We start from the raw sequence: 25956 nt of genomic DNA, 5'->3' as shown, positions 1-25956 counted from the left end.
CATGCATATATTAAAACAACAAAAAACTACTCTGGCGCACCAGGGCAGCAAAAAGGGGCCAGACCCTTCATGTGTTGGAGAATGGCTTCGAGCCGTGTCACCACCGCCGGTCCATCCACCTCGTAGAACATCTGCCGACTGACCTTGTTAGCACGGACGATGCCCGCTTCTAATAGCACTTGCAGATGACGGGACACCACTGAACGCTCTTGAGGTAATCCTTCAGCGATCTCGCCGATATCCGCACGCCCCAGTTGCATGACTCGCTTGAGCACAGCTACCCGCGACGGCTCGCACAGAGCTTTGAAGAAGGCTCCATCGAGAGAGTCGATTGCAGCATCAATTGCACGGGAACGTGTAGAGATTCGGTTTGTCATGCGGAGGACTATATGTGCATATCCATGCACGCGTCAATTGTCCGAATGAGCGTCAACAACAGATATCAATAGCGCCTGATCAATGCCTGCAAGCTCCAGAATGATGAATTCGAACGTCAGCTTTGGGTCGACTGCTGCCCTTTGTGACAGGCAGCAAACGGCCAGGACAAGTCATCACCAGTCAGCAGCACGCTTCAACCGGCAAAGACATTGCGAGCATAATGAGTCATCCCCGCATGTGAGTAACATCATGACCGAAGCCCAACGCTGGACAGTGAAATGCCAAGATCCTGCGGATGGAAGTGGCGACGTCATCGTCGACTTGCCACCTGAACTACTCGCCAGTTTAGGATTGAGCGTCGGCGACGTACTGACCATAGAAGTGATCGACGGCGCGATAGTTCTGACGCCGAAGTCGAACCACTCAGCTACACACTGAATCGAACTGGCGCGCTTTACCTAGTCTTCAAACGGGCATACGCGAACAGCACATCTAAGCGGCAACGATCGAACTAAACGACAGGTCATGTCATAGTTGTTTATGAGCCGTCTAAACCACTGATTCGACAAACATTCATCTACGTCCAACTCAAGCTCAGGCACCGTGCATACAACACAGCCGCAGCGCACCTACGTGCTATCCAGGCTTTTTACACCTATGCCAAAAGTCGAGATCTGGATATCGATGACGCCATCTTGGCCTGCCACTTTGAGGCGATTCTGGCTGGCCCATGTCCGAAAGGTGATTGGCAGTCCTCTGAGGATGGGCAACTCATGCCATTGCTGGAGGCGTGCTACCATATCGCCACCCTACCCTAGCAGCCTCTCTGCCTTCAGGTAATTGCCATGGACGACGTAGTAGTAACGCATTCGGATGTGTACCAGAGCTGGCAAGACCATCTCTTCAATTTCAGTCTTGACGACCCCGCGACAAAAGCACCTGGGCTACGAAAGCCGCAACTTGCTGCGCTCTACGCAACCCTCGGTCATCTGGTGGTTGATCCCTACTCTACCGCAACCGTGGTAATGCCAACGGGCACCGGGAAGACCGACACCATGCTTGCGCTGGTAATCGCCGCAAGAATGGCAAGAACGCTAGTCCTAGTTCCTTCGGATGCCCTCAGGACTCAACTGGTGGGTAAGTGCACGGAGATGAAGACGCTTCGTACAGTGGGCGCTGTGTCTGACACTGCGCGCAATCCAATCGTTGCTGCCATCTGCTCGAAAATGTCTGGGGTCGAGGTTGCTGAACTGGCATACGCGAACATCATTGTGGCTACTCCCCAAGCCTTGTTACTGTTCGACGAGGCCGCGCTAGGCATGTTGGTGGAAACATGCAGCCACCTTATGATCGATGAGGCCCACCACGTTGCCGCGATCAGCTGGAGTCGAATCAAAACAGCCTTCAAGGATAAACCCTGTATCCAATTTACGGCTACGCCATTTCGAGAGGATGGCTTGGCCCTGGAAGGCAAGATCATCTATAGCTACCCTCTTCGGGACGCTCAGCTCGATGGCTATTTCAAAGGCATCGAGTTTCACCCGGTGCGAGAATACAACCTGGATCTGTCCGATCAGGCCATTGCTGACAAGGCTGTTGAGTTGCTTAGGGCAGACCTACAGGCTGGATACGACCATCTGATGCTGGTACGGGCCAAATCTCAAAAACGTGCAACAGACCTTTTTGAGATCTATAAGCAGCACGCCGACCTGTCTCCCGTCCTGATCCACAGTAAGGTACCGAACCAGGCCAAGGTTCTGGGTGAGATCGTCAAGAAAAAATATCGGATCATTGTCTGTGTCGACATGCTTGGCGAAGGTTTCGATCTGCCAGAACTGAAAATCGCCGCAATTCATGACCAACACCGCAGTCCAGCTGTCACGCTCCAGTTCATTGGCCGGCTGACAAGGGTTGATGCTGCTTTAGGGGACGCCAAGTTCGTTGCCAATATCGCCAATCAGAAGACTGACCATCAGATGGCAGCGCTCTACAAAGAGAGTGCCGACTGGGGGGCAGTTATCCGTGACGTGAGCCAGGAAAAAGTCACCCATGAAATCGAGAAGGAAGTCTTCACCGAGCAGTTTACCGATGGTGATGATGCGCATGTGATTTTCGGGCTCAACCCAAACCCAAAAATTAGCGCGGTGGCTTATCACATTTCTGCCGAGCAGTGGAACCCTGAGCGAGCGCGCAGCCTTGACGGGCGCAGGGAGGCGCTCCACTACATTTCGATCAACGACGAAGCCGATACGGTCATTGCGGTGACACGGCGAGAAACGTTGGTTGGATGGGCGCAAACCGAGGAAATCGTCGATACCAACTGGGTCTTGTACCTGGCTTTCTTCAATGAAGCCCAGAAAACCCTATTCATCCATACCTCTGGCGATGACAGCCAGGCGACACGCTTTTTGAATCTTGTGGCCAAAGAGCCTCGTCGCATCCATGGTGAACCAGTCTTCCGCACACTTCACGATATCAAACTCATGAAACTGCAGAACGTAGGTTTATCGCGTGCCCGTAAAGATCTTCGGTTCACGATGCATGTAGGGCGCGATATCAACCAGGTGATCAGCGACATTGAGAAAGGTAACGCCAAGAAATCCAATATTTTCGCGACAGGATTCGAGGGGGGAGAACGAACGACCGTGGGCTGCTCGTACAAAGGCAAGATCTGGGAAATGAACTCCTCCGCAATCAATTACTGGGTCGAGTGGTGCAGACACATTTCGGTCAAGCTCAACGATGCAACGATAGACCCGGGCGACGTGCTCAAAAATGTCATGCGGGCTGAAAAAATTGAAGACGCTTGGCCGAGAGGGCTTTTTTACGCGGACTGGCCTGAGTCTATCGCGATCGAGAACGAGCAAAAGATCGCTCTGTATTTCCAGGGGGAAAGCTTCAACCTGCTGGATGTCGAGCTAGGTAAACCTGAGTACGAGGATGCGCTGACCTTGGCCATCCCGGTATATGTTGCCGGCGTCGACGACGAAGAACGTCGCCTCACGACAATCTCCATCAAACTGCTGGAGGACGGGTACAAAACGTCCTGCCCTGGCTTGAAAATTCTTTTTTCCCAAGAGATGCCATTTGATTCTTATCTAGATGCGGAGCCGCTTGTCCTGTTACGAGTAGACGGGTCAATGGTTTATGGGAACTACCGCCATTACTCACCCAACAGTGTGGACATCAGATTGCCTGTAGGCCTGCTCGAACCGTGGAATTGGGGGGCAACAAAAATTTACCAAGAATCCATGCGGGCGGAGCAACGCATGGACACCGTGCAAGGTTTCACCTACGGCAAAATTGTTGACGAGTACACAATCGTTTTCAACGATGATGGGAAGGGGGAAATTGCTGACTTGGTCGCAATTCGTGAAAGCAAAGATGCTATCTACATCGACCTCTACCACTGCAAGTACTGCCCTCAGACGGATGGGGTGGCCGCGCCTAGGGCTCGCGTCAGTGACGTCTATGAGGTGTGCGGGCAAGCCTCCAGATCAGTGAAATGGCTATCCACCGGCGAAAAATTCTTTGATCGATTGATGGATCGCTACCAACAATCGCTTCCCAAAGGCTTCGATAGAATCCTCAAAGGAACACCACTCGAGCTGGAGATACTGCGCAATAAATGTCACGACCACGAGCTGATTTTCAAGTTTGTGATCGTACAGCCAGCGATCTCAAGTCAGAAAATATCGAACGAGCAGCTGGCTGTCTTAGGAACGAGCTATTCATACATCAAGAGCATTTCAGGATCGGACATAAAGGTAATCGTTAGCCCATAGCGCTTTGCTGTCAGCGGAGCTGTCAAGGGCGCGCTGACATCACGTCGAATACCTACGCCCTGCCCCCTCGGTTAGCAATCAGCGAGTGCGTGCAAGGCTATACAAAAAACGCCCCTCACGACGGAAAATCCATACCCCGCGCGCCATCGGACGATCTTGAACTTCCTTTCGAGGTTCTGGACGGCGATTTGATGATCGGATTGTTTGGCGAGCTTCACTACGAATAGGCCAGACAGGTGAACGGGTGTGGGCAGCGTGCGCCACGGCGTGATATGTCTGCGGCCACATGGCGAATCACGAAACAAGCTTCTTGGGAGAATGCTTTCGCCGGTTACCCCAACGACGCCTCAAGCCTGAGCGTGATTCCGTGCTGGGAATGTGGAACAACAGGTTCTCAACTGCCGCCCGAAACTTGGCATGGGGCGCTCAATCATGCACCCAGGCCTGGAACTTCATCAGCCAGCACCTCACAAAAGGCCGGGCAGCAGAATCTTCAGCTGAAGGAAAACAAACCATACGAAGCAGCCTCCGCTGGCCAAGAACAAGCTGATAAGTACAAACCGACTTAATGGGCGCATCGTGTTTTGCCACTGCGCGATAATTCGAGTGAATGTCAGCGCAGAGGCGTCGGTGCGAAACAGATAGATGAGCCCTTCTGCATAGGCAGACACCATCAGATTTCGATGCGTCGGTAGCTCCGAGTGGAAATCCAGCGAGCCGTCAAACCAGCGCACCACTAAATCGCCCTCCTTGCCTACCTTAGCCATTTTCACCTCGCTCCCATTCATGACACTCAAATGGATGTTACGCAGAGGTGTATTGAGTGGGCAAATTCGGTGTCCCGGCATGAATTCCTGGAACTCGTTCGGCTTGGAATCCTCTCGCCAGATCGTTGTAGATGTCAGCTGGGCGTACTCATGAAGTGCATACTCTATCCGTGCGGATGCGAATTCACCAAAGCCACCGTAGGCTGGAATGTCACCATGCTGAGTGATTGCGAGCGCAAGCTGGTATTTATTGGACTCTGGCTTAATTCTGCCCACATCCAGCTCATAGTGTTTAACGCTCCACCAGCGTCGCAGCTCATCCTCAACGAGCGCGAGCAACCAGCGCCGCCCTTCAATGCCAAGGTACTCATCCTTCCCGGCAAGCGTGCGTTTTAGCAGAACCGGACATTTCCACTCGAACCAGATCACCGCCAACAAGTAGAAGCCCCCGCCGACCAGCAACCAGCTCAAGGGCCCGACCGCCGCCTCCGCGCCTTTCAGCGATGGAGCTGCCTGAAGGAATGCGGCAACCAAGCCCCCCACCGCTGCGAGCTTGATTCCGGCGCCAGACTTCATCCGCGACCAGAACGACCAGCTCGTCATTTGTCGAAACCGGTGATACGCCATTTCCTGGCGCGTGTTGCGTCGCTCAGCCAGGGCTGGCCTGTTGACCTCTTCATTCGGAAATTCATCGCAAAACCAGGAAATCCAGCTGAACTCAAACCGCTTCTCCCGACGCTTGTAACGACGGTGCTCTTTTTCCGATTCCGCCATCCGCCGCCGCGCCTCGTCGGTGAGCACGAAGGCCTTTTTAGGCTTATCGATTGAGTCGCTTTGTTCGTTTTGGTTTTCGGGTTCTGATGGTTGGTTTTCAGCTGACAATGTGTTGCTCCTTGTCTTTTTTGCTTCCTCGCGCTCCGGGCTTCGGCACTGCAAGATCAGAGGCCTAGGTCGCGCTACAGGCGAAACTCCAGCAGATCTGGGGGAAAAGTTTCCAAAGGGCAGATTTCGAAAGCCTTCCAGATCAGCGTGCGCCAGATGTCAGCCTGAATGATCATCATGCCATATATGCTCCGGACTCCCCTTCTTCTACATAGTCAACCGGGTAGATTACTCTAGGACGAAGCATTTCCTGGATGAGCTCGGTGACAGGCCACGGGTAGACAAACTACCAGCGCCGGGCGTATAGACAACTTGGCAGAACCCTATATGCCTTTACCCGCACCCTGTAGCGAACCACCGCCTGTAAGTGAAAGCAGGCGGTTCACAGCAAGCAAGTTAACGCACCAGGTCAATGTCCTTGGCGTATACGAAGCCTTCGGTGGTGGTAATTGGTACGTTGAACGGGCTGCAAAAAACGTCGTGCTTGCCTATGTTGTTTTCAGCACGATAAGACCAATCGAGCTCCTGGATCACCTTCTTTTCGCGAAGCTCTGGGATTTCTCGGCATTTGTCTGCAATAGTATTCGTAATGTTGAAAACGAATTTGTACATATCGAATCCGAGCTCGTAGACCTTTCCGTCAAGTCTTAGGCTAGGCTTTTGGCAGAATATTTCGAGATCTTTCATGAGATTTGCCACGTAGTCGAAGATCTCAGCGATGTCACTCATTTCCTTCTGCACGAATCGCAACTTGGTTTTGTAATTTTTGTTTTTTTCGTCAGGTATCGTGTTGTCGATAAATGATTTTACGCTTTTTGCGAGCACTTCTAGTGGTATTAGAAGGTGTTGCGAATGGCTAACGAGAACATTTTCCTCGACCTTGACATGCAGACGAATTTCGTCGACGTCGCCGACATGGTGAAAATAGTTTCTGATAATCCGAAGCATTTTGAATTCTGGAGCAGTTTTGATGCTGCAGTTGAATAGTTCAAGCAGCTTATCAGCCGTAGAGTGGAGGTTATTCAGGTAGGTAAACAGCGTGTTGATGTCCCGCTCTTCAGAATGCCTGATGTCCAACAGTTCGCGCTGGCTGTGAAAATACCGATCAATAAACGTGTACTTCTCCATGTGGCTAGGCTCCACTCCCCGGCTGATTTCACATCTCATATACTGAGGCGCAAGCTTATTCGATCTCGTGCTCATTCACCCCGTTCTGCACACAATCCAGGACGAGGTAAGCCATGCGTTGGCAGCCTTCAGACCGTCCAGTCTGCGCGAATAGGCCGGACTATATCCATTCTTGTGCATGACCACCACAAGCCAATGCCTGTAGGCGCTGATGCGATTTTGACCCAGGCTGCCGAATTTCACTGCCCGCCCCCAATACTCCGCAAACAATAGTCGTGCGAGTGGTCTCAGAAATTGCCTATGGGTCAGTCAATATCAGCCGCCTGGGTCAAAATCGCATCAGCGTCGACACAGGAGGCTCGTCATGAACAAAATTCTGTGAACATTAAGCTCCAGAGACCGTATAAAATTCCCATGGTGATTGGGTATAGCGTTGCTCATGAACACTGAACATCGCCTACTTGTAAAATCAAGTGTTATGTGAGACATGTTCATAAGCTTCCATGTCCACTGTGTCACCGTCGCGTTTTGCGGACACTTTCACCCCCTAAAACTCTGGAGCCCTCCACAGCTTAGCTATGGGCAAGCGATGACTCGAACGCAGAATGATTTGAACACAACCTCCCCTTTCAGCGGCCGCGATGTACGCAAGCGACTCAAGGACTCGCGCTTGGCACTCGCGCAAATGGAAGGCGCCAGCAATCAGTCATGGGCACAAGGCAATGGGAGATTCGCTAGTCTCTTCTGAGAAATGCTTACGGCATGTCTTTGCAGTGCAAGCTGAACTTGTGCCCCTTGCCTGTACCGCCATCGCCAGCTGGATAGCCACGCGGGCGGCACAACCTTCGCGCCATGGCTGCCAAATCAACAAGGTCTCAGCCTCAATCAGGCAAGCCCTCGAAATCGCTAGTTCGTAAGTTGTTTGGCAAGCGGGCCCAGGCGCGTCAAACCAGGCGAAATCGGTCAATAGCCCCCCATCGCTGGTCGCGAACGGAGAAGCATGACTGATCGAGACACCCTTAATCCCACTTTGATTCGACGCATTAAATATGGGATCCAAAACTCTTGCAGAAGCAATAAAACCCACTATGTTGTGTCTTGGCGCAACATGAAACACCATATAAGGTGATTTGAATACTGTTGCGGCTGTGACCTACCGATGCACGTCCGTAAGATCCTCAATGCAATGAAGGAGATTTCGTATGACAGATCGTCGTCCTATCAACAAAGACGTCAACGTTCCGAAGCCAGGCGGTGGTGAACAGCCTCGATCTCGCAACCAAGATGGTCAAATTCGTGACAAGCGGAGCGATGCGGGCAAACCCCGCAAGTGATGGACAACAGTGTCAGCGGAGGGCGCGCGCCCTCTCCTGCTCGACCTCTATCGCCTCAGTCCAGGCCCACAGTGGCAGGAAAAGCGACGATGTCTTCTGCACTCAGCCAGGTCGTGAAATACCGTGATGACGCAGTTTGCGATAGAGCGTATTTCGGCTGATTCCTAGGCGGGCGGCAACATGGGCGATATGCCAGTGTTCCGCCTCAATCAATGTGAGCAGTGTCTGCCGCTCGGATACGCCCAGCGGATTTTCGGCCAGCGCAACTGTCGCTGGCACTGCCGGCAGCAACTCCGCTAAATCGTCCAGGGTGACACGCCCCTCCAACGCCAACGCTACCAGTGTGCGCAGGCACGTACGCAGCTGCCGGACATTGCCAGGCCAAGGCTGCGCCAGCAAGCGCTCCCTGACACCCGCCTCCAGCCGAACTCTGGCCCCTGCTGCCTCCTCGCGCAGCAATAGGTCGAGCAAGCGACCCTTGTCTGAACGCTCACGCAACGGCGGGAGCTGCACGGCGAACCCAGCAATTCGATAAAACAGATCTTCGCGAAAACGCCCTTCGGCCACGCAGGCGTGCAGATCCTGGTGGCTGGCACTGATAAGGCGTACGTCGAGCGGACGTGCGGTCGCGCCGCCTAGCGGCACCACCTGACGCTCCTCCAGCACACGCAGCAGGCGAGTCTGTAACGCCAGTGGCATATCGGCGATCTCATCGAGAAATAGAATGCCTCCATGGGCCTGCTCCAGCTTACCGATCATCCCGTCCTTGCGTGCACCGGTGAAGCTGCCACCGCGATAGCCGAACAGCTCGCTCTCGATCAGCGTTTCTGGAATGGCCGCGCAATTGATCGCCACAAACGGCTGGCTCGCTCTGGAGCTGGCACGATGCAGCGCGGCAGCAAAAGCTTCTTTGCCGGTACCGGTTTCGCCCTGTAAAAACACCGGAACGTCACGCTCCAAAACACGCAATGCGCGAACAAAGCTGCGTTGCAGGCGCGGGTCTTCCAGGCACACGTGCACGTCGTTGATTTTGGGGATTGCAGGGGTGACTGAGGGTACCTGACGCAAGGGTTCGCGCAACTGTCCGTAGAGCAGGCGTCCGTCCACCAGACGCATTGGCCAACAGACACTCGGCTGAGAGCTGGCGTGACACATCACCTGATCGATAGGTGTTTCCAGCAGCATCGAGAGCGATTGCCCAACCACCTGGTCACGGCTGAGGCCCAGCAGACCCAGCGCTGCCTGATTGACCGAACAGATACGGGCACTCTCGTCGAAACTGAGCTGGCCTTCACCCAGCAGCCCAACGAAGCCTGCCTCAGGGTGGAAGCGCAGCAAATATCGCTGTGGATCATGCCCTAGGAAAAAACAGCTCTCTATCAACTTGGCTGACAGGTCGGTCAATGCCATGGCCTGGAAGTGCTGCTGAAGACCGTGGTCATCCCTTACAGAAGAGAGGTTGAGCACGGCTAGCAACTCTCCACTCGCATCAAATATCGGGCTAGCCGAACAGGTCAGACCGACGTGCTTGCCACGGAAATGCTCGTCGCGACGGATGGTTACGTGCTGTTGCTCGACCAAGCAGGTGCCTACACCGTTGGTGCCTTCACAATCTTCACTCCATACCGAGCCGAGCCATAGCCCGGAACGCTGAAATACGGCTCGCTCGGATTCGTTAAACACACTGTCAATCGCCACACCGCGAGCATCGGTGAGTAGCACCACGTGGCCGTCACGCCCGAGTTGCTGGTGCAAACTGCTCATCTGCCAGTGCGCCACGCTGATGATGTTTTCCAGTGGCGCGCGGTGATCCTGTAAGCGTGGATGCTCAACGACATTAGGTGCGCGGCGGCTGGCGGGATCGAGCTGATGCTGATCCAGGCAACGACGCCAAGACCGTGTGATAGCCAGGTCAGTGGTATGGCCGTGGCTGGCGGGAGTGCCCTGCACGGCTTGGAGCACTTGTTGGGCATGGGCGTTGATCAAGGCCGGCTTCATTGTTCTTGTTCTCCGTTACGGTCAGGACACGGGGCTGTTCGAAGCTTATATGAAAAGATCGTAACGAGCGCTTTTTGCACCGCGTGACACTCTGTCATCCGCCATTCCCGGAATCGTGACATGAATCCGAGTCAAAGCCTGAACAGCAGTGCGGCAGCCGCTCTGCAACAGGGTTTTCATGAAGATGGCCCGGGCCTTGCTCAAGGGCAGTTGTTACCAAAACAACAAGATCGGGAGAGGCCCCATGAACATTGCTATCGAAACACCTCTGCAAACGCCAACTTCTCAGCTCGCGGCTTGGGTAGAAAACCTCGGCGAGCGTCTCGCCCAACGTAATCTGGACGGCGCGCTGGATCTGTTTGCGCAAGAGTGTCACTGGCGTGACCTGCTACTTTTCAGCTGGAACCTGATGACCTTGGAAGGCAAGCCTGCCATCCGCGACATGCTCGAAACGCGCCTCGACCAGACTCGTCCTGGGCGATGGAAACTTGAAGGTGAGGCGACGCTGAATAACGGTGTGCTCGAAGGTTGGATCAGCCTGGAAACCGATGCTGCGCGGGGTAAAGGCTACGTGCGTCTGAAGGAGGGCCTGTGTTGGACGCTGCTGACGACCATGCGCGAGCTCAAGGGCTTTGAAGAACCCAGGGGCCGGCGGCGTCCAATGGGTGCCAATCATGGCCACGCCCATACCGATAAACGCAACTGGCTGGAACGCCGTCGTGACGAAGAAGCTTCGCTGGGCATCACCACCCAACCTTACTGCCTGATTGTGGGCGGCGGCCAGGGTGGGCTGGGGCTCGCTGCGCGGCTCAAGCGAATGGGCGTGCCAACTCTGATCGTCGACAAAGCCGAGCGTCCTGGCGATCAGTGGCGCAGTCGCTACAAGTCGCTGTGCCTACACGACCCTGTCTGGTACGACCATATGCCTTACCTGCCCTTCCCCGATCACTGGCCAGTCTTCACCCCAAAAGACCAGATTGGCGACTGGCTGGAAATGTACACCAAAGTCATGGAGCTCAATTATTGGCCGCGTACAGAATGCGTGAGCGCCAGCTTTGACGAGCAAAGTGGCACCTGGAAGGTTGAAGTGCAGCGCGATGGCGAGCGTGTGACTTTACAGCCTACCCAGTTGATCCTCGCCACAGGCATGTCTGGCGTACCCAATGTTCCTAGTTATCCGGGTGCCGAGGTTTTCAATGGCCAGCAGCATCATTCCAGCCGCCATCCCGGCGGAGACGCCTGGAGCGGCAAGCGCGCGGTGGTCATCGGTGCAAACAATTCGGCTCACGATATCTGCGCCGACTTGGTGGAGAACGGCGCCGAGGTGACCATGGTGCAACGCTCCAGCACCCACATCGTGCGTTCCGACAGTTTAATGGATCTCGTCTTCGGCGGGCTCTACTCTGAAGACGCTTTGGAGACGGGTTTGACCACGGACAAGGCCGACATGCTGTTCGCCTCGATCCCCTACAAGGTTATGCCAAGCTTCCATCAACCCATCTTTGACGCGATCAAGGAGCGTGACAAGGACTTCTACGAGCGCTTGGCCAAGGCCGGCTTCATGCTCGATTTCGGTGACGACGAGTCTGGCCTTTTCATGAAGTACGTACGCCGTGGTTCTGGTTACTACATCGACGTCGGCGCCTCCGAACTGATCGCTAATGGCACGATCAAGCTCAAGAGCGCGCCTGGCCTGGGTGTGGAACGCATCGAAGCAGATGCCGTCGTACTCAACGATGGCAGCCGACTACCGGCAGATCTGATTGTCTACGCCACGGGCTATGGCTCAATGAATGGTTGGGCGGCGAAGCTGATTTCCCAGGAAGTAGCTGACAAGGTCGGCCGCTGCTGGGGCTTGGGTTCTGGAACCACGAATGATCCTGGCCCCTACGAGGGCGAACTGCGGAACATGTGGAAGCCAACGCAGCAGGAAAACCTCTGGTTCCATGGTGGCAACCTGCATCAGTCACGGCATTATTCGCTGTATCTGGCGCTGCAGTTAAAGGCGCGCTTCGAAGGCATCGACACATCCGTCTATGGCCTTGCCGAGAGTCACCACACTGGCTGAGTCAAATGGCGCCCAGCCGTGGTTGGGCGCCTCTCCAGAATGCCCCCAGATGCAGCCTACCCGTAGAAATTGATGGCTGGCAGCTCACTTTTTTCAATGTCTGTGACACTTGGACTATTGCGAGTACTGCCGGTCACCTGACGGTCGAGTCGGAACACTTGTATCTTGGCAGCGTGGTGGAGCTGATCCAGTCGACCTATTGAGTGCCTGGAAGCGTGAACAGCTCGAACGTTTACTCGCTGTGCTCTGAGTTGCACGCAAAAGCACGTTACCATTGCCGACTTAAAGCAATGGAGACCACACGTGAAAAAGCCACCGATGAAAATCGTCATCGAAGAATGGGATGGTGACGGTGCGATTCGAATTCCAGACGAAGCGCTGCAGGAGCTCGAACTGGATGTCGGCGACGCTGTGTACCTGATAGATGAATTTGTCGGCAACACGCGCTGCCTTGTCCTATCAAAAACGCCTCACATTGCGGATCGAATAGACGAGCTCACTGAAGCCTGGGATAGCGTTCAGCCTGCGAATGGCCGGGAGAAATGAGACAGCCGCAAAGCGCACGCCTTGACGCATTCACGGAAGGCCGCCTGCAGTCAGTGGGCGCGAGAGCTGTCTCTATCAAGCGTGCGTTAGGTATGGCTCGACGCATATCCCCCAAGGCTCCCTGAATAGCGTCATGAGCAGAGGGTGCTTCACGGACAAACTCTAACGCCAGGCGACCTGGCTGTCCGACACCGCCCAACGCATCATCACAGCCTTCTTCAGCCAAGTGTTCCACAAGCGTGTCCATATCGCTCTCGTCAGACGTCAGTTGGTAATTAAGGGTGAAGGTAAACACCATCTCGAACACTCCGCTTAAGCCAGATCCTACGTGTTTTTTTATTTTCGCACGACGCGACAAGCAGTGAATGCAGGGACTGCGGACACACTTGGCAACGCTGGGGAAAAATGAGACCGCCCAATCAAGACACAATTTCGGAGTGAGTCGTCTAGAGCCACACAACATGTAGACGAGAGGTCGAGCCGGGCTTAGACCCGAAGGAGCGACAGTCATCGACACTGGCCTTGGCTTTTTAGTCGATTATAGAGCGACTATAGAATCACTCAGAAATGCATCCCAAAGTTCATACGCGTTGTGCTGTCTCTTAACTGCTTCATCCCATTCGGGCCCTGAGACACATTTTGATGAAACCAGCGTCATCATTCCCATCGTAGCGGCGTCAAGCTCTATCAAAAGCGCATGAGACTTGATCCTGAAATCTTCGATAGATGCCATTAGCCTTTCCTCTCATGGGATTCGAGCTTATGAAACAGATGTCTCATAGACGTTTGAGCATGGCAGTTCGAAATCATTCGAGCTGCCTGACCGCCGGTCTCTTCACTCTTCCAAAAAATCTGTCACGACGACGCACCGGCGCTGGGGTGTGAATTCAACAGCGTAGTAAAAGCGTCAACGTGACTTTCGCGGTGCTGATGGTTCCCGAGAGACGAACCACCGATTAGGACACAACGGTGACGTTTTGCCGTAGGGCTGTGCCTAGGCCAGCGTCAACTGAAAACCTAAGTGAAGCTCCACATTCCAAAGTGGAACCAAGCATTCATCGCCAAAATAGATCCTGCCTTGACAAGCCAACTGTGATCACATATCACTGTACATGCATTTCTGAGTCATACATTCGAGACTTGGAAGGACGTCCGACACAAAAATAAGACAGGGTACGAAGCTATGAACGTTTTGAAACGACTCACCCCCTACTCCGGATTGAAGGTTCTGATTTCCGGGGGAGCATCTGGTATCGGAGAAGTAATTGCCGCTGCCTATCTCGAGATCGGGGCAAAGGTGCATGTCTGTGATGTCAGCGAACGGGCAGTCTCAGCGTTTCGTGAGCGCTACCCTGAAGCGTTAGCTACGCAGGCCGATGTTTCGAACTCTGCTGAAGTTAAGCGTGTCTTTGACATGCAGCGAGAGTGGGCGAACGGACTCGATGTTCTGATCAACAATGCAGGTATCGCAGGGCCGACGGGCGGAATTGACAGAATCAGCGATACCGAATGGGAGCAAACGATAGACATCAATCTCAATGCTCAGTATCGCTTCGCCCATCACGCTGTGCCCCTATTGGTTGAATCAGAACATGCTCACATCATTCACATTTCATCAGTCGCCGGCCGCTTAGGGTACGCTTGGCGCACCCCTTATGCGGCGACGAAATGGGCCATAGTAGGCCTAATGAAATCCTTGGCAGCCGAGCTGGGCGAAAGGGACATTCGAGTCAATGCGCTGCTTCCTGGAATCGTCGAAGGCCCTCGTCAAGATCGCGTTATCAGTGATCGCGCCAAGCAGCTAGGGATTTCCGAGTCGGAGATGCTCCAAAAGACGTTAAACAAAATCTCTCTACGCCGAATGGTGCCGCCAGAGGATGTTGCTGCCATGGCATTATTTCTCTGTTCTCCCGCCGCTCACAATGTCACAGGTCAGGCCATCAGCATCGACGGCAATGTCGAATATCTCTGATTGAACTTCGCAATAGCTAATGCAGTCTGCCAACCATCCCGCAGGCAGGCTGCTTATGGAGTATCCGAAGACATCCAACTGCTTCGACTCGGAACCAGATCTCTGAGGTCGGCCAGACCTAAATATCCAGCTTGGGTGGAAACACCGGCTAGAGATTCGTATTAGCGGGTGGCGGTAACTGCTATCTCGAAAATGTGATCACACATTTCGGGAACGTCTGTGCTTACCGAGCCACTTCTCATATACTCGAGTCATGAATATATCTACCCTCGTCACCCCAATGGCTCGGCAAACTCTCAGCGCTGACGTGTACACGCAGCTGCGTGATTTGCTCATGAGTGGACGAATGATGCCTGGCGAAAAGCTGTCGCTGCGATCCATGGCCGAAGCGCTAGGCGTGAGTGTCATGCCGGTGCGTGAAGCAGTTCATAGACTCGTAGCTGAGCAAGCGCTTGAGATGGCGGCTAATCGTTACATTCGTGTCCCAATCATGACGGCCAGCCAGTTCCGAGAGATCACGAGTATTCGCATAAACCTTGAAGGGCAAGCCGCTGCGCGCGCTGCGGAGTTGGTAAGCCCTGCAGCTCTGGTCGAGATCGAGAGCATTCACAACGCTTTCTGCAAAGAGTTTGCTAAAGCTGCGCCTGACGAATCCAGCTTGATTTCACTGAATAAGCAGTTGCACTTCGCTATCTACAGCATTGCCGATATGCCGATCTTGCAAGGCATAGTCGAGTCGTTATGGCTGAGAATCGGCCCGATTTTGAACTACGATTTGCGATCCGGTAGCGAGCGAGTAGTCCAGCGCGTGCAAGCAGGTCACCACGAGGGAATGGTCGGGGCTCTTAGAGATCGCGATCCCGTGGCTGCGTGCAAATCAGTCCAGAATGACATTCAAAGTGCGGCCGACTTCATCCTTGAGACGGGTGTTTTGATCGTTTCAGACGGTAAGCCAGCACTTTAAATAACGGCCCATACGTCGATTAGTGACGGGCGACCTAGAGAGGTCGCCTTTTACTACGTAAATTCACATCTGCGCGCCAATCATCCAGGGCACTGTTTCTTCGTTACCGACCCCCAGCGCTTCGCTTTTGGATTTTTCTCCAGAAGCCACCCGAATAAGCATTTCGAAGATTTCCTTGCCCTTGGATTCAAGGGTGGCATCACCATCCATGACGTCCCCGCAATTAATATCCATGTCATCCTTCATCCGGGTGTACATCTTCGTGTTGGTTGCGAGCTTGATCGATGGAGCAGGTTTGGCACCAAAGCACGAGCCACGGCCCGTAGTGAACGCAACCAGGTTCGCGCCGCTGGCGATCTGGCCTGTGGCGCCCATTGGGTCGTAGCCAGGCGCGTCCATAAATACCAAACCATGGGCCGTGATGGGTTCGGCGTAACGGTAAACCCCCATAAGTGCTGAAGAGCCACTTTTAGCAACTGCGCCTAGCGATTTTTCGAGAATGGTCGTTAGGCCACCAGCCTTATTGCCCGGCGTGGGATTGTTATCGATGCTACCTTTTTCTCGATCCGCGTAGCTTTCCCACCATTTGATTAGATCGACAATGCCCTGGCCAATCTCACGGGAAGCCGCGCGGCGAGTGAGCAGGTGTTCGGCTCCATAGATCTCAGGCGTTTCGCTCAAGATAGCAGTTCCGCCTTGCGCTACTAGCATATCGACAGCAACACCTAGGGCGGGGTTGGCGGTAATACCTGAGTACCCGTCCGAGCCGCCACACTGGAGCGCCACAGTCAGATGCTTTGCCGAGACCGGCTCGCGTCGACACTCGTTTGCAACCGGCAGCATAGATTCCACTGCAACAATGGCGGCATCAGCTGCGTTGCGAGTACCGCCAACGTCTTGAATAACTACAGGTGCGATAAGCTTCCCAGTCTCGATACCCTGAGCCATGAAAAGCGCGCCCATCTGATTGGCTTCACAGCCAAGGCCGATGACGACTACGCCAGCGAAGTTGGCATGTTTGATAAAGCCGCCGAGGGTACGACGCAGTTGATTTACACCCTCGCCGTTGTGCTCTATGCAACAGCCGAAGCTGTGGGTGATCGGTACCACGCCATCCACGTTTGGATAAGCATCTAACGCACCATTTCGCGAGAAGTGCTCCACCACCATTTTGGTAACAGTGGAGGAGCAGTTCACCGTGCTCACTACACCAATGTAGTTTCGAGTTGCTACTCGCCCGTCAGCGCGGACGAAACCTTGGAATGTCACAGGAGAGGCTGCAGGCGACGCGACTTCGGCATCCTCGCCGAACGCGTAGTCTCGCTCGAACGTCGCCATCTCCAGATTGTGCGTATGCACGTAATCTCCGGGCTCTATGGCTTTCGTAGCAAAGCCAATAATCTGGCCGTAACGCAGAACAGGCTCACCTGCGTTTACGTGTGCAAGGGCGATCTTGTGCGCTGCGGGCACATCGGCGAGCGCCACGATATTGCCGAACTCGGTAACCACTGTTCCTTGAGATATAGAAGCGCGCGCGATTGCAACATTGTCATCAGGATGTAGTTTAAGTGCTAGCGATGTGCTCTTCATTTTGTCCTCGCATTATCAGTAATACACGGCGCAGTCTGGGGCAATACAATGTTGTCCCGCGTTTTTGTAGTAATCGCTTCTTGTGCCTGACGTAGCTTCAAACTCAGGAATGCGGCGAGCGTTAAAAGAGCCGCAACAATAATGAGCCCATTCTTCGTACTCCCAGTAGTTTGTTCAACGAAGCCCAGAAGTGAAGGGCCGAAGAAACCACCAGTAATACCAAAAGTATTCACTAACGCCAGGCCCGCCGCCATACCTGCTCCCGCTAGCCTTGAACTGGCGAAGAGAAATATCACAGGCTGAACAACGAAAAACATCGATGCCGTAAGAGTAAATCCTATTAGTGCTATTAGCGGAGTGGTATAGGCCGCGAGAGTCAATCCAGCTGACATCAGGAGCAGCCCACCGAACATTATTTTGCGTGAAATTTTTGGAGTGGTTGCATATTTCGGAAGAAACGCTGCGCCGAGTGCTGCGGCTATCCATGGGATTGAGTTTAACAATCCTATTTGTAACGATGACAAGCCTCCATACGTGCCGATGATGCCCGGTAAGAAGAAAATTACCGAATACACACTAACTTGATGGAGGAAGTACACCGCGATAGCAAGCCAAATCTGAGGGATTTTAAGAACGCCCTTAAAAGAATGACCAACATTGCCGGAGGCGATTTCTTCATCATGTTCTTTTTTCAGAACTTGCTCTACTTCAGTGGCTTGTTCCTTTGATAGCCAACTTGCCGTAGATGGGCCGTCCGGAAGCTTTCGCCAAATCACGACGGAGAATAGAACAGCTGGAATTCCCTCCAAGAAGAACAGCCACTGCCAGCCGTGCCAACCCAAGATTCCATCCATCTCTAACAGCAACCCGCCAACCGGCCCGCTGATGATGTTCGCGAGACAGACCCCGATTAGAAAATAGCCACTGGCTCGTGCCCTTTGCTCACGACCAAACCAATAGGTTAAATAGAGCATTACACCTGGAAACAATCCGGCTTCAGCTGCGCCCAGTAGCGCGCGGGCAATGTAAAACGTAGTCTCATCGGTAATGAAGGCCATACCGGCAGACAACAACCCCCAGGTGATCATGATCCTGGTGATCCAGAGTCGGGCACCTACCCGGTGCATGATCAGGTTACTAGGTACCTCCATGAGTGCATAGGTAAGGAAGAAGAGCCCTGCACCAAAACCATAGGCGGCAGCGGAAATACCCAAGTCTACTGCCATGTGTGTTTTGGCAAGTGAAATGTTAGTTCTGTCTAGAAAACTTATAACGTAAGCAAAGACTAACATCGGCATTAGTTTGCGAAACATTAAAGCGTTCAGCGACTGTCCCTTTTGTGTTTTTGTATGGGTCGTAGCTAACATGATTCATGTTCTCCTCATGAGGATAAGTTGCTAAGGCGCGGGTATTGTGCCGCGACCTTTATTTATAAAAATATCCTCTAGATAGACTTTACGGGGGGGGGTGAGTGCCCGCGCTTAGAAATTGACGTTATCGCCACCTTTGAGCTTTAGGATTTCCCTGGCGTCAGCAGGTGTCGCAACTTCAAGTGAAAGCCCTTCGAGAATTTTGCGCATGCGCAAGACTTGATCGGCATTGCTTTGTGCTAATTGGCCTGGCCCGTCCCAAAGCGAGTCTTCAAGACCCACGCGCACGTGTCCTCCAAGCGTGGCTGATTGAGCACCAATGCTCATCTGCTGCTTTCCTGCTGGAAGAACCGACCACTGATAGTCATCTCCGAAGAGACGATCAGCTGTGCGCCGCATATGCAGGACGTCCTCCGGGTGACCACCGATTCCGCCCAAAATGCCGAAAACCGATTGGATCAAAAACGGAGGTTTGATGAGGCCACGATCAATGAAATGTGCAGCGGTGTAGAGATGCCCAATGTCATAGCATTCGATTTCAAAACGGGTACCGTTCTCGCTGCATGACTCGAGGATATGGGCTATATCGGTAAATGTGTTTTTGAAAATGCGGTCATGACTGCCGGCGAGGTATGGTTCCTCCCAAGCGTGTTTGAACTCCTTGAACCGATTGAGCATCGGGTAAAGACCCATGTTCATCGTGCCCATGTTCAGTGAGGCCACTTCCGGTTTGAACTGATGTGCTGGGCGAAGTCGATCTTCAAGAGACATTGTCGGTGCGCCACCTGTAGTCAGGTTGATCACCACATCGCTAGCCTCTTTGATAGCAGGCAGAAACTGCTTAAAGAGCTCCGGATCCTGAGAGGGGCTGCCATCAATTGGATTACGAGCATGTAGGTGAACAATTGAGGCGCCAGCCTCAGCAGCACCAATCGCCGCTTCGGCAATTTGACCTGGTGTTACCGGCAAGTAACGGGACATAGAAGGTGTATGAATTGCGCCGGTGACCGCGCAAGTGATGATTACTTTACGAGCCATGGTGATCTCCTGGTTACTTTTATTTTGGTGTTCAGGACGAAGTGATGCCGTCAGGAATTTGGGGCTTGACGCTTATGAGCAGCGAGGGCCATCAGGCGGCGATCACGCCAGGCGGAACGCAATGCAATTCCTTCGAGCTCAAGTTTTTGGCGACGCTCGTCATGCACTCGGGCAACCGCTGATTCCGACCAGTCAAAAGCATTTTCCGAATGGATCGTTTCGCGATTCTGCTGACCGTAGCGTTTGGCATAGTCCGATACGCCGGCAGGGGCGTTGAGATCGATAGTTTCGAAGGGGCCCATAAATGACCAGCGAAGGGCGAGCCCATCTTTAAGCACCCGATCAATATCCTCCGAGCTAGCAAAACCCTCCTCATGCAATTTGAAGCATTCGTTGAGGACTGCCGCTTGAACTCGGTTCAACAAGAAGCCGTGGATTTCCCGGGATAGAACGACAGGGCTCTGCCCTGCTGCGGTGTAGATCTCATGCGCTCGAATCATCACTTCAGATTCTGTCCACGGCGCAGGGCACAGCTCCACAAGCGGAACTAGGTAAGGTGGGTTGGTAGGGTGCGCAACTACGCAGCGTCCCCGCCCCAGAAGATCCTTGGTGAACTTAGAGGCCGGTAACCATGAAGTTGAACTGGCGAGAATCGCGTCCTTAGGCGCCAACGCATCCATTCGACTGAAGATGTCGATTTTTGCCTCCACCGTTTCCCGAACGTTTTCCTGTACGAGCACTACGTCACGTAGCGCCTCAGCCAAGTCGGGAACGCACGTAATGCGTGAAAGTACGGTGAGGGGGGCGTCATTGAGAAGATCGAATTCTGCGAGCTCGTTAAGTCTCGCTTCGATGTAGGCATGGCTGTTCTGCATTGTCTGCAGATCCATGTCGTGTAAACGCACCGGATGTCCTGCCCGAGCAAAAACAATCGCCCAAGCTCTCCCAATCAAACCCGCGCCAACGATTGCAATGGGGCCACGCTTGGACGCCGATGAAGCTGTACTTCGCATGATGTTCTCCAAATTTTGTATTTATGTTTAGGAGTAATCGTTTGAGCGGTTGGTGATCAAAGCTGACGCACAGATGTTCGCTTTGAAACAGATGCTATCTACTGTGATCACAGATCACAAGGAAAAAATTCTGATTGTCTGACGATCGGCTATGCACAGAATTTGAGGGTCGAGATAGCACTTGCGTGCGGCCTGCCTCAGTGGGTCGGCGAGCTTCAGATTTTGAGCGGGAATTTGAATGGATTTTGCGGATTGAACCTTCGCGTTAAATAAACGCAGAAAAGCCCGCTTGCAGAGCGGGCTTCTCAATCACATCTTTCAGCCTGCGTGGCCGTGACCCGCTTCACGAAGGAACGCGCGTACCGTGTCACAGAACTCCAAGGGGTTTTCGGTCATTGGATAGTGGCCAGTACCTGCAAGCACCGCGATCTTACTGCCGGGAATGCGAGATGCTGTTTCCTCAACCTTCTCTTGGTACACCAACCAATCCGCGTCACCGCGCAGAAGTAAAACAGGCGCTTTGATCTTTCCAACTTGTTGCCGCTGATCAAAATTCGCATAGCCTGTCAGGTCACCTTTCATAACCTGCGGCGTGGTGCGCGAGATCTGCCACACCACTTCCCTTGCGCGATCTGGTGGAGTGCGATTGCCCGTCATCGAACGAGACCAGGCACCGATGATCTCTGGCCCATTCATGAGCAACATATCGAGGAAGAACTCGGAAACAGTTGGGGTAAAATCTGCTCCTTCAGCTGAAATGATCGCGCTGTACGCATCGGGTCGACGCGCCCCTAATTCCAGCACCAGATTGCCACCCATGGAGCATCCCATGATGGCGGGCTTCTCAAGTCCCAAGGCCTCCATAAGATGCTCGTTGAACTCCGCATGGCGAGTAAGGCTGTGGAATGGGCCTGATTCGGGTAGCTCTGATTTGCTGTGCCCAGGGGCGTCAACTGCAATGACCCGGAACTCATCTGAGAGACCGTCCAATACGTGCCTGTACATTAGAGAATCTTGTGATGCTGCATGGAAGCAAACGAGCGGACGCCCCTCCCCTGCCTCTTCGTAGTAAACGCGAATTCCATCGACGGTGATATACCGTCCTACCGTCTCTTTGCCAGACGGCTTGGGCCCAGGAGAATAAGAGATTGGTGCAGTTTTATTAACGCTCCCCACACGCTTCATCGCGTCGAACGCGCGGGCCATCACATCAACGTACTGCCATGCGGCAACCACGTTGCCCTCAAGCTCAAGTTTTCCCAACCCTGGGGACAACGCTTCAAACCAGTCGATCTTTCCGTCAAGAACGCGTTGCCACTCATCATCTGAACCAGACACGATGATGTCCGCGCCCAAGGGGCTTCCTTCCGGGTAAACCGCAACGACTTTACCGGCGAGAACCGCAAGCGTTGAGAAGCCGGTGCTGTGCTTGAATTGAATGCGCCCATCAAAATAGCGAGCAGCGGCAGTCCAATTAGCATCACCGTTCAACTCGTCGGCAAATTGGCTTAACCATTTGGCATCATTAATAAGGATCATGACTTTCTCCTAGCTTTAGCTATCCCCAAGGGGATTTTCTTGTAAGTGCAGGTGCAATAGGTTTATTACAAACCCATGTTGCAAGAGTGCTTCGAGACCAGCGCCTTGTCGTACTTAAGGAACCAGCCGGTAGTTTCACGTGTGAAGAAAATGGTGATGATGGCCGCCAGGCCCATGAGGCCGGAGATAAAGTAAAGCGCATAGTTGTAGCCGGCAGCCTGCTCAAAGCCACCACCTGCACCGATGAACATCCCGATGACGAAAGGCCCGAAGCCACCAGCGTAAATACCGACGTTGACGATTGAGCCTGCCAAGCCAGTCGTGCCTTGCTTTGCAGAATCGAACGCAATGGCATACAGCAACGTGTAAGGTGCGTTCATCGCGAACCCAGCAAACAACTGAATCGCGATAAGCCAAGTCAGGCTGACGGATGAGTATTTGAAGAGGTACATACCCACCGCAAGCCACACAAAAACAAGCACCAGGCAAAGTTTTCGGCCTGCTCGATCTGAAATCCATCCCCAAACGATCTGACCGATGCCACCGGTGATAGTGAAGAGCACCGAGTAAGCAGCAGCCTCCGCGAAGTTGTAATGAGCAACAAAGGCCAGATACTGGGGCAGCCAGAAGCTGATGCCGAAGTAGCCCACAATCGCAAACATCGAGATCAATGCGATGGTGCTGATGTTTGGATTTTTCATCGCCGATTTGAAAGCACCTTTGGGTACTTCTACGACGCCTTGGGCAGCTTCCAATGCCGGTGGCGTTTCGCCTACAGCTTGAGCATGCTCAACAAATGACTCGTATCGCTTCTTCGTACTGAACCACCAGTAAATCGAAAAGATGATGATCATCGGAACCGGAAATATCAGAAAGGCCAAGCGCCAGTTTTCCGGGCCGTAAGCATTGAGCAGAGCACTGATCGCCAAGCCTCCGATCAGTGTGCCCCAAGGGTATCCGGTGTGATGAAGCCCCAACGCGAAACCACGACGTTCCTTAGACCACCACTCGGACAAGGAAGTGACTTCGATGGCTTCGCCGGCACCACCAAATGCATGAGACATCACCTGAAGTGCGACAAGAACTCCCAGCGAGCCGGTTAAGAAATTGAGACCGGTCAGAAAGGTGAATAGCGTGTAGGCAATCACTATTGGCAGGTGGCGATATTTGCGCATCCATCCTTGACCGCCTTTATCAGCCCAGATCATGCAAGGTACTGCAATCAAGGACGTCGCGATCGTGATAAACGCGGCGAGCAGTCCAGTAAGCTCAGCGCTTGTCTTGAACTCGCTCGTTATGGAGGGCAAAACCATGAAGAACATCTGGCGGGAGTTGGCATCCATGGCATAAACGAGCCACAAAAGAGCCATCGCACCCCACGAGGCTGCACCTGCCCCTTTTCGTACGCGATTGACCGCAGGTAATACTTCGATTTTGTCTTGAGCAATTCCCATGGGAATATCTCCGGGTATTTATTTTTGTTCTCCGGCTGAGGATCCGTGTTTTGCACACGTACGCCCCAACATCTGAGATGAATCAGCACTCGTCATACTGCTCACCATGGACAGAGGTTATGGCTCAATTTCAGGGCTGAATATAGCTGGCAGAGCACACCTGCTGTGACCGCCAGGAACAGGTCAGTGGCACAGCATGAGAGATGCGCCAGCAAAGCATTTGGCTAAGTGAGTACTGGGGAATAGGTCTCAAGTTTTGATTGATCTGTTGAGCACACAGCAGGCGGGAAAATTACCGGCAAGGTGGATCAGTAGCTCACTTGTGCAGGAGTCAAAGTTGCACGCTAGCGCGGGGTTAGAATGGAAATTAGCGAAGGGGCCGTAGTGGCGATCAAGTCGCTTCGGGTAGTCCTCTCACGACCTTCCATGGATGCGCTATCCATTTTTTTTGGAAAAACTCGATGAAAACTCGGATGCGAGGACTTAGATGCTTTCTATCTGAGTAGAGCAGGTAAATAGGCTCTAAAATCTCCGCTTTGTACTCGTCAAGCAGGAGCACCAGTGACCCGTCCTGAATGTCTTTTCCAATGTGAAAATCTGCGAGGCGGACTATACCCGCGCCTGATTTGGCCATGTCTCTTAGCAGCTCACCCTGGGTAAACGATCCCCGGGGCTTCACAGGGGTCGTCACACCTAGGCCATCTTGGATAAAGGCCCATTTGTTCCAAGGGCTGGCAAAACTGAAATTGAAGCATCGATGGTTCATCAGGTCTTTCGGCTGCTGCGGCGTACCATATTTTTCAAGGTAATCAGGTGAAGCACATAGCAACCATTCACACTCGCCGATTTTCTTCGCGATTCTGGAAGAGCTCGGAAGAATCCCACTGTGAATTGCTATGTCCAACCCTTGCTCAAACTGGTCAACGAACTGAGCGCCTAACTGAATCTCGATATCAAGACCGGGATAAGTGTCGAGGAATTCTGGCAACCAAGGCACGATTTGCTGCTTCGCAAAAGAGGTCATCGTATGGATGCGTAGCGTGCCACTTACCCTGGAAGGAAGTCCCTCTGCCAGGGAGTCAGCCTCACTCATTGCTTCGACCACCGCCTTCGCACTGCGTAGGTAAGCAGCACCCTCCTCCGTCAGCGTGAGGACTCGGGAACCCCTCTGAAAAAGACGAACGCGAAGTCGATCCTCAAGCCGAGCAATGAGTTTGCTGATGGCTGAAGGCGTCATCTCATGCGCCCTAGCGGCAGCAGAAAAACTTCCGCACTCCGTCGACCAGATGAACGCTAGCATTTGGGAGTATTGATCCATTTCGGTACGCTCCTTACGCGACTGAATCCACCTGTTTATCTACACAAAAAAACGCGCCGTAGCGCGTTTTTTTTTACTCAAAATCAGCGAATGAACTGCTCGATGTAATCGTCCGGCAAGCCCAAGGTTTTGTAATGGCTGCGTGCAGCTTCTAGCTTGGTGAAAACGTCTTCGTAGCCAACAGCGACACCTTGCGGGTCAACGTAAGTGTAGCCACCCTGTACGTGGAACCAAGTGATCATTTCTTCAACATCTTCAGGGACGAACAGAGTGTGAGTCTCTCCTGGCGGCTCGAACGCAAAAGAGCCTTCATCAGCAACCCAATCATGTTCGAGGTAGAACCAACGCCCCTTCAACACGATCGCATGCACTGCTCCCGAGTGACGATGACGTGACAATACTCCGCTCTGCCGCACTCGGAGCAGATTGATGTAGTACCCGCCGCTAACGCTCAGCAGCAAAGGTTTGAAAGATACTGACTTGGTGACAGGCACCCAGAGATTATCGTCTTCGAGCCAAGTGGTCATAACGCCTGGATGCACCATGTCTGGAGACATGAAAGGCACCTGCGGCAAAGCATAAGGAATGGCAAGTTCATCAGGTTTAACGGGCGTATTCATTATAATTTCTCTCAACGTGTGACTGGCGAGCGAGCCAGGATTTCAATCGCTGAGTGAGAGTAGGTGATGCTCTCGTACAGGAGAATACTCAGAAATTCACACCATCTGTGACCACTCGTCATAGCGCATTAGGCTCATCCCGTTGAACGCTGCGACTCATCCCAGACCGTCTACTGCGTACGGGTTCAAGTG

General features: G+C 53.2%; 20 protein-coding genes and 1 pseudogene. 9 read left to right on the top strand and 12 right to left on the bottom strand.

Annotated elements, in window-relative coordinates; all coding sequences use genetic code 11:
• Positions 1 to 26 precede the first annotated feature (26 nt).
• On the bottom strand, positions 27 to 377 hold the full coding sequence (locus tag Q8X48_RS23490; RefSeq protein ID WP_407801362.1) for an ArsR/SmtB family transcription factor: 351 nt from the start codon (positions 375 to 377) through the stop codon (positions 27 to 29).
• 250 nt (positions 378 to 627) lie between these two features.
• Between Q8X48_RS23490 and Q8X48_RS23485 the strand changes: the two genes are divergently transcribed.
• The 3 genes and pseudogenes from Q8X48_RS23485 to Q8X48_RS23475 all read left to right on the top strand — a co-directional run bounded on the left by Q8X48_RS23485 (position 628) and on the right by Q8X48_RS23475 (position 4163).
• On the top strand, positions 628 to 816 hold the full coding sequence (locus Q8X48_RS23485; protein ID WP_407801361.1) for an AbrB/MazE/SpoVT family DNA-binding domain-containing protein: 189 nt from the start codon (positions 628 to 630) through the stop codon (positions 814 to 816).
• Positions 817 to 908: 92 nt separating this feature from the next.
• Positions 909 to 1103: pseudogene (locus tag Q8X48_RS23480) on the top strand (hypothetical protein); the annotation flags it as partial.
• Between the two features lie 120 nt (positions 1104 to 1223).
• On the top strand, positions 1224 to 4163 hold the full coding sequence (locus Q8X48_RS23475; RefSeq protein ID WP_407801360.1) for a DEAD/DEAH box helicase: 2940 nt from the start codon (positions 1224 to 1226) through the stop codon (positions 4161 to 4163).
• Positions 4164 to 4630: 467 nt separating this feature from the next.
• On the opposite strand, the gene Q8X48_RS23470 is transcribed toward Q8X48_RS23475, so the two are convergent.
• Both Q8X48_RS23470 and Q8X48_RS23465 read right to left on the bottom strand, forming a co-directional pair.
• On the bottom strand, positions 4631 to 5812 hold the full coding sequence (locus tag Q8X48_RS23470) for a hypothetical protein (RefSeq protein WP_407801359.1): 1182 nt from the start codon (positions 5810 to 5812) through the stop codon (positions 4631 to 4633).
• A gap of 396 nt (positions 5813 to 6208) precedes the next feature.
• Positions 6209 to 6940, bottom strand: a complete 732-nt coding sequence (locus Q8X48_RS23465; protein WP_407801358.1) for a hypothetical protein — start codon at positions 6938 to 6940, stop codon at positions 6209 to 6211.
• Positions 6941 to 8142: 1202 nt separating this feature from the next.
• Between Q8X48_RS23465 and Q8X48_RS23460 the strand changes: the two genes are divergently transcribed.
• A complete protein-coding gene (locus tag Q8X48_RS23460; RefSeq protein ID WP_256585992.1) occupies positions 8143 to 8274 on the top strand; it encodes a hypothetical protein in 132 nt (43 codons plus the stop codon).
• Positions 8275 to 8376: 102 nt separating this feature from the next.
• On the opposite strand, the gene Q8X48_RS23455 is transcribed toward Q8X48_RS23460, so the two are convergent.
• The gene (locus tag Q8X48_RS23455; RefSeq protein WP_407801357.1) at positions 8377 to 10272 is read right to left on the bottom strand and encodes a sigma-54-dependent Fis family transcriptional regulator; all 1896 of its coding nucleotides are present in this window, start codon (positions 10270 to 10272) and stop codon (positions 8377 to 8379) included.
• Positions 10273 to 10516: 244 nt separating this feature from the next.
• Between Q8X48_RS23455 and Q8X48_RS23450 the strand changes: the two genes are divergently transcribed.
• The 5 genes from Q8X48_RS23450 (at position 10517) to Q8X48_RS23430 (ending at position 15822) form a co-directional block, all read left to right on the top strand.
• On the top strand, positions 10517 to 12340 hold the full coding sequence (locus Q8X48_RS23450; protein WP_407801356.1) for an NAD(P)/FAD-dependent oxidoreductase: 1824 nt from the start codon (positions 10517 to 10519) through the stop codon (positions 12338 to 12340).
• 109 nt (positions 12341 to 12449) lie between these two features.
• Positions 12450 to 12590, top strand: coding sequence for a DUF7693 family protein (locus Q8X48_RS23445; protein WP_442085989.1), 141 nt, complete (start codon positions 12450 to 12452; stop codon positions 12588 to 12590).
• A gap of 53 nt (positions 12591 to 12643) precedes the next feature.
• On the top strand, positions 12644 to 12886 hold the full coding sequence (locus Q8X48_RS23440; protein WP_407801355.1) for an AbrB/MazE/SpoVT family DNA-binding domain-containing protein: 243 nt from the start codon (positions 12644 to 12646) through the stop codon (positions 12884 to 12886).
• 1183 nt (positions 12887 to 14069) lie between these two features.
• Positions 14070 to 14858: an SDR family oxidoreductase gene (locus tag Q8X48_RS23435; protein ID WP_407801354.1), complete on the top strand. Its 789-nt coding sequence runs from the start codon at positions 14070 to 14072 to the stop codon at positions 14856 to 14858.
• A gap of 253 nt (positions 14859 to 15111) precedes the next feature.
• Positions 15112 to 15822, top strand: a complete 711-nt coding sequence (locus tag Q8X48_RS23430; protein WP_407801353.1) for a GntR family transcriptional regulator — start codon at positions 15112 to 15114, stop codon at positions 15820 to 15822.
• A 63-nt stretch (positions 15823 to 15885) separates the two neighbouring features.
• Here Q8X48_RS23430 and Q8X48_RS23425 read toward each other — a convergent pair whose 3' ends face one another.
• From Q8X48_RS23425 to Q8X48_RS23390, 8 genes are all read right to left on the bottom strand, one after another.
• A complete protein-coding gene (locus tag Q8X48_RS23425; RefSeq protein ID WP_407801352.1) occupies positions 15886 to 17412 on the bottom strand; it encodes a UxaA family hydrolase in 1527 nt (508 codons plus the stop codon).
• A complete protein-coding gene (locus Q8X48_RS23420) occupies positions 17409 to 18779 on the bottom strand; it encodes an MFS transporter (RefSeq protein WP_407801351.1) in 1371 nt (456 codons plus the stop codon). The genes Q8X48_RS23425 and Q8X48_RS23420 overlap by 4 nt, the downstream gene beginning before the upstream one ends.
• Before the next feature lie 114 nt (positions 18780 to 18893).
• Positions 18894 to 19820 (bottom strand): 3-keto-5-aminohexanoate cleavage protein, encoded by a 927-nt coding sequence (locus tag Q8X48_RS23415; RefSeq protein WP_407801350.1) that lies wholly within the window; start codon positions 19818 to 19820, stop codon positions 18894 to 18896.
• A gap of 50 nt (positions 19821 to 19870) precedes the next feature.
• The gene (locus Q8X48_RS23410) at positions 19871 to 20833 is read right to left on the bottom strand and encodes a 3-hydroxyacyl-CoA dehydrogenase (protein ID WP_407801349.1); all 963 of its coding nucleotides are present in this window, start codon (positions 20831 to 20833) and stop codon (positions 19871 to 19873) included.
• A 318-nt stretch (positions 20834 to 21151) separates the two neighbouring features.
• Positions 21152 to 22372: an alpha/beta fold hydrolase gene (locus tag Q8X48_RS23405; RefSeq protein ID WP_407801348.1), complete on the bottom strand. Its 1221-nt coding sequence runs from the start codon at positions 22370 to 22372 to the stop codon at positions 21152 to 21154.
• Positions 22373 to 22437: 65 nt separating this feature from the next.
• Positions 22438 to 23826 carry an MFS transporter gene (locus Q8X48_RS23400; protein WP_407801347.1) on the bottom strand — a complete coding sequence of 463 codons (1389 nt, stop codon included), beginning with the start codon at positions 23824 to 23826 and terminating at the stop codon, positions 22438 to 22440.
• Positions 23827 to 24217: 391 nt separating this feature from the next.
• Positions 24218 to 25144 (bottom strand): LysR family transcriptional regulator, encoded by a 927-nt coding sequence (locus tag Q8X48_RS23395; RefSeq protein WP_407801346.1) that lies wholly within the window; start codon positions 25142 to 25144, stop codon positions 24218 to 24220.
• 83 nt (positions 25145 to 25227) lie between these two features.
• Positions 25228 to 25764 (bottom strand): 2,4'-dihydroxyacetophenone dioxygenase family protein, encoded by a 537-nt coding sequence (locus Q8X48_RS23390; RefSeq protein WP_105162269.1) that lies wholly within the window; start codon positions 25762 to 25764, stop codon positions 25228 to 25230.
• Positions 25765 to 25956: the final 192 nt, after the last annotated feature.

The organism is Pseudomonas sp. QLc11A (assembly GCF_052112305.1).
GTDB classification, from domain to species: Bacteria; Pseudomonadota; Gammaproteobacteria; order Pseudomonadales; family Pseudomonadaceae; genus Aquipseudomonas; species Aquipseudomonas laurylsulfatiphila.
The sequence above is the reverse complement of the archived record's forward strand: the minus strand, read 5'-3'. Positions and strand labels throughout refer to the sequence as shown.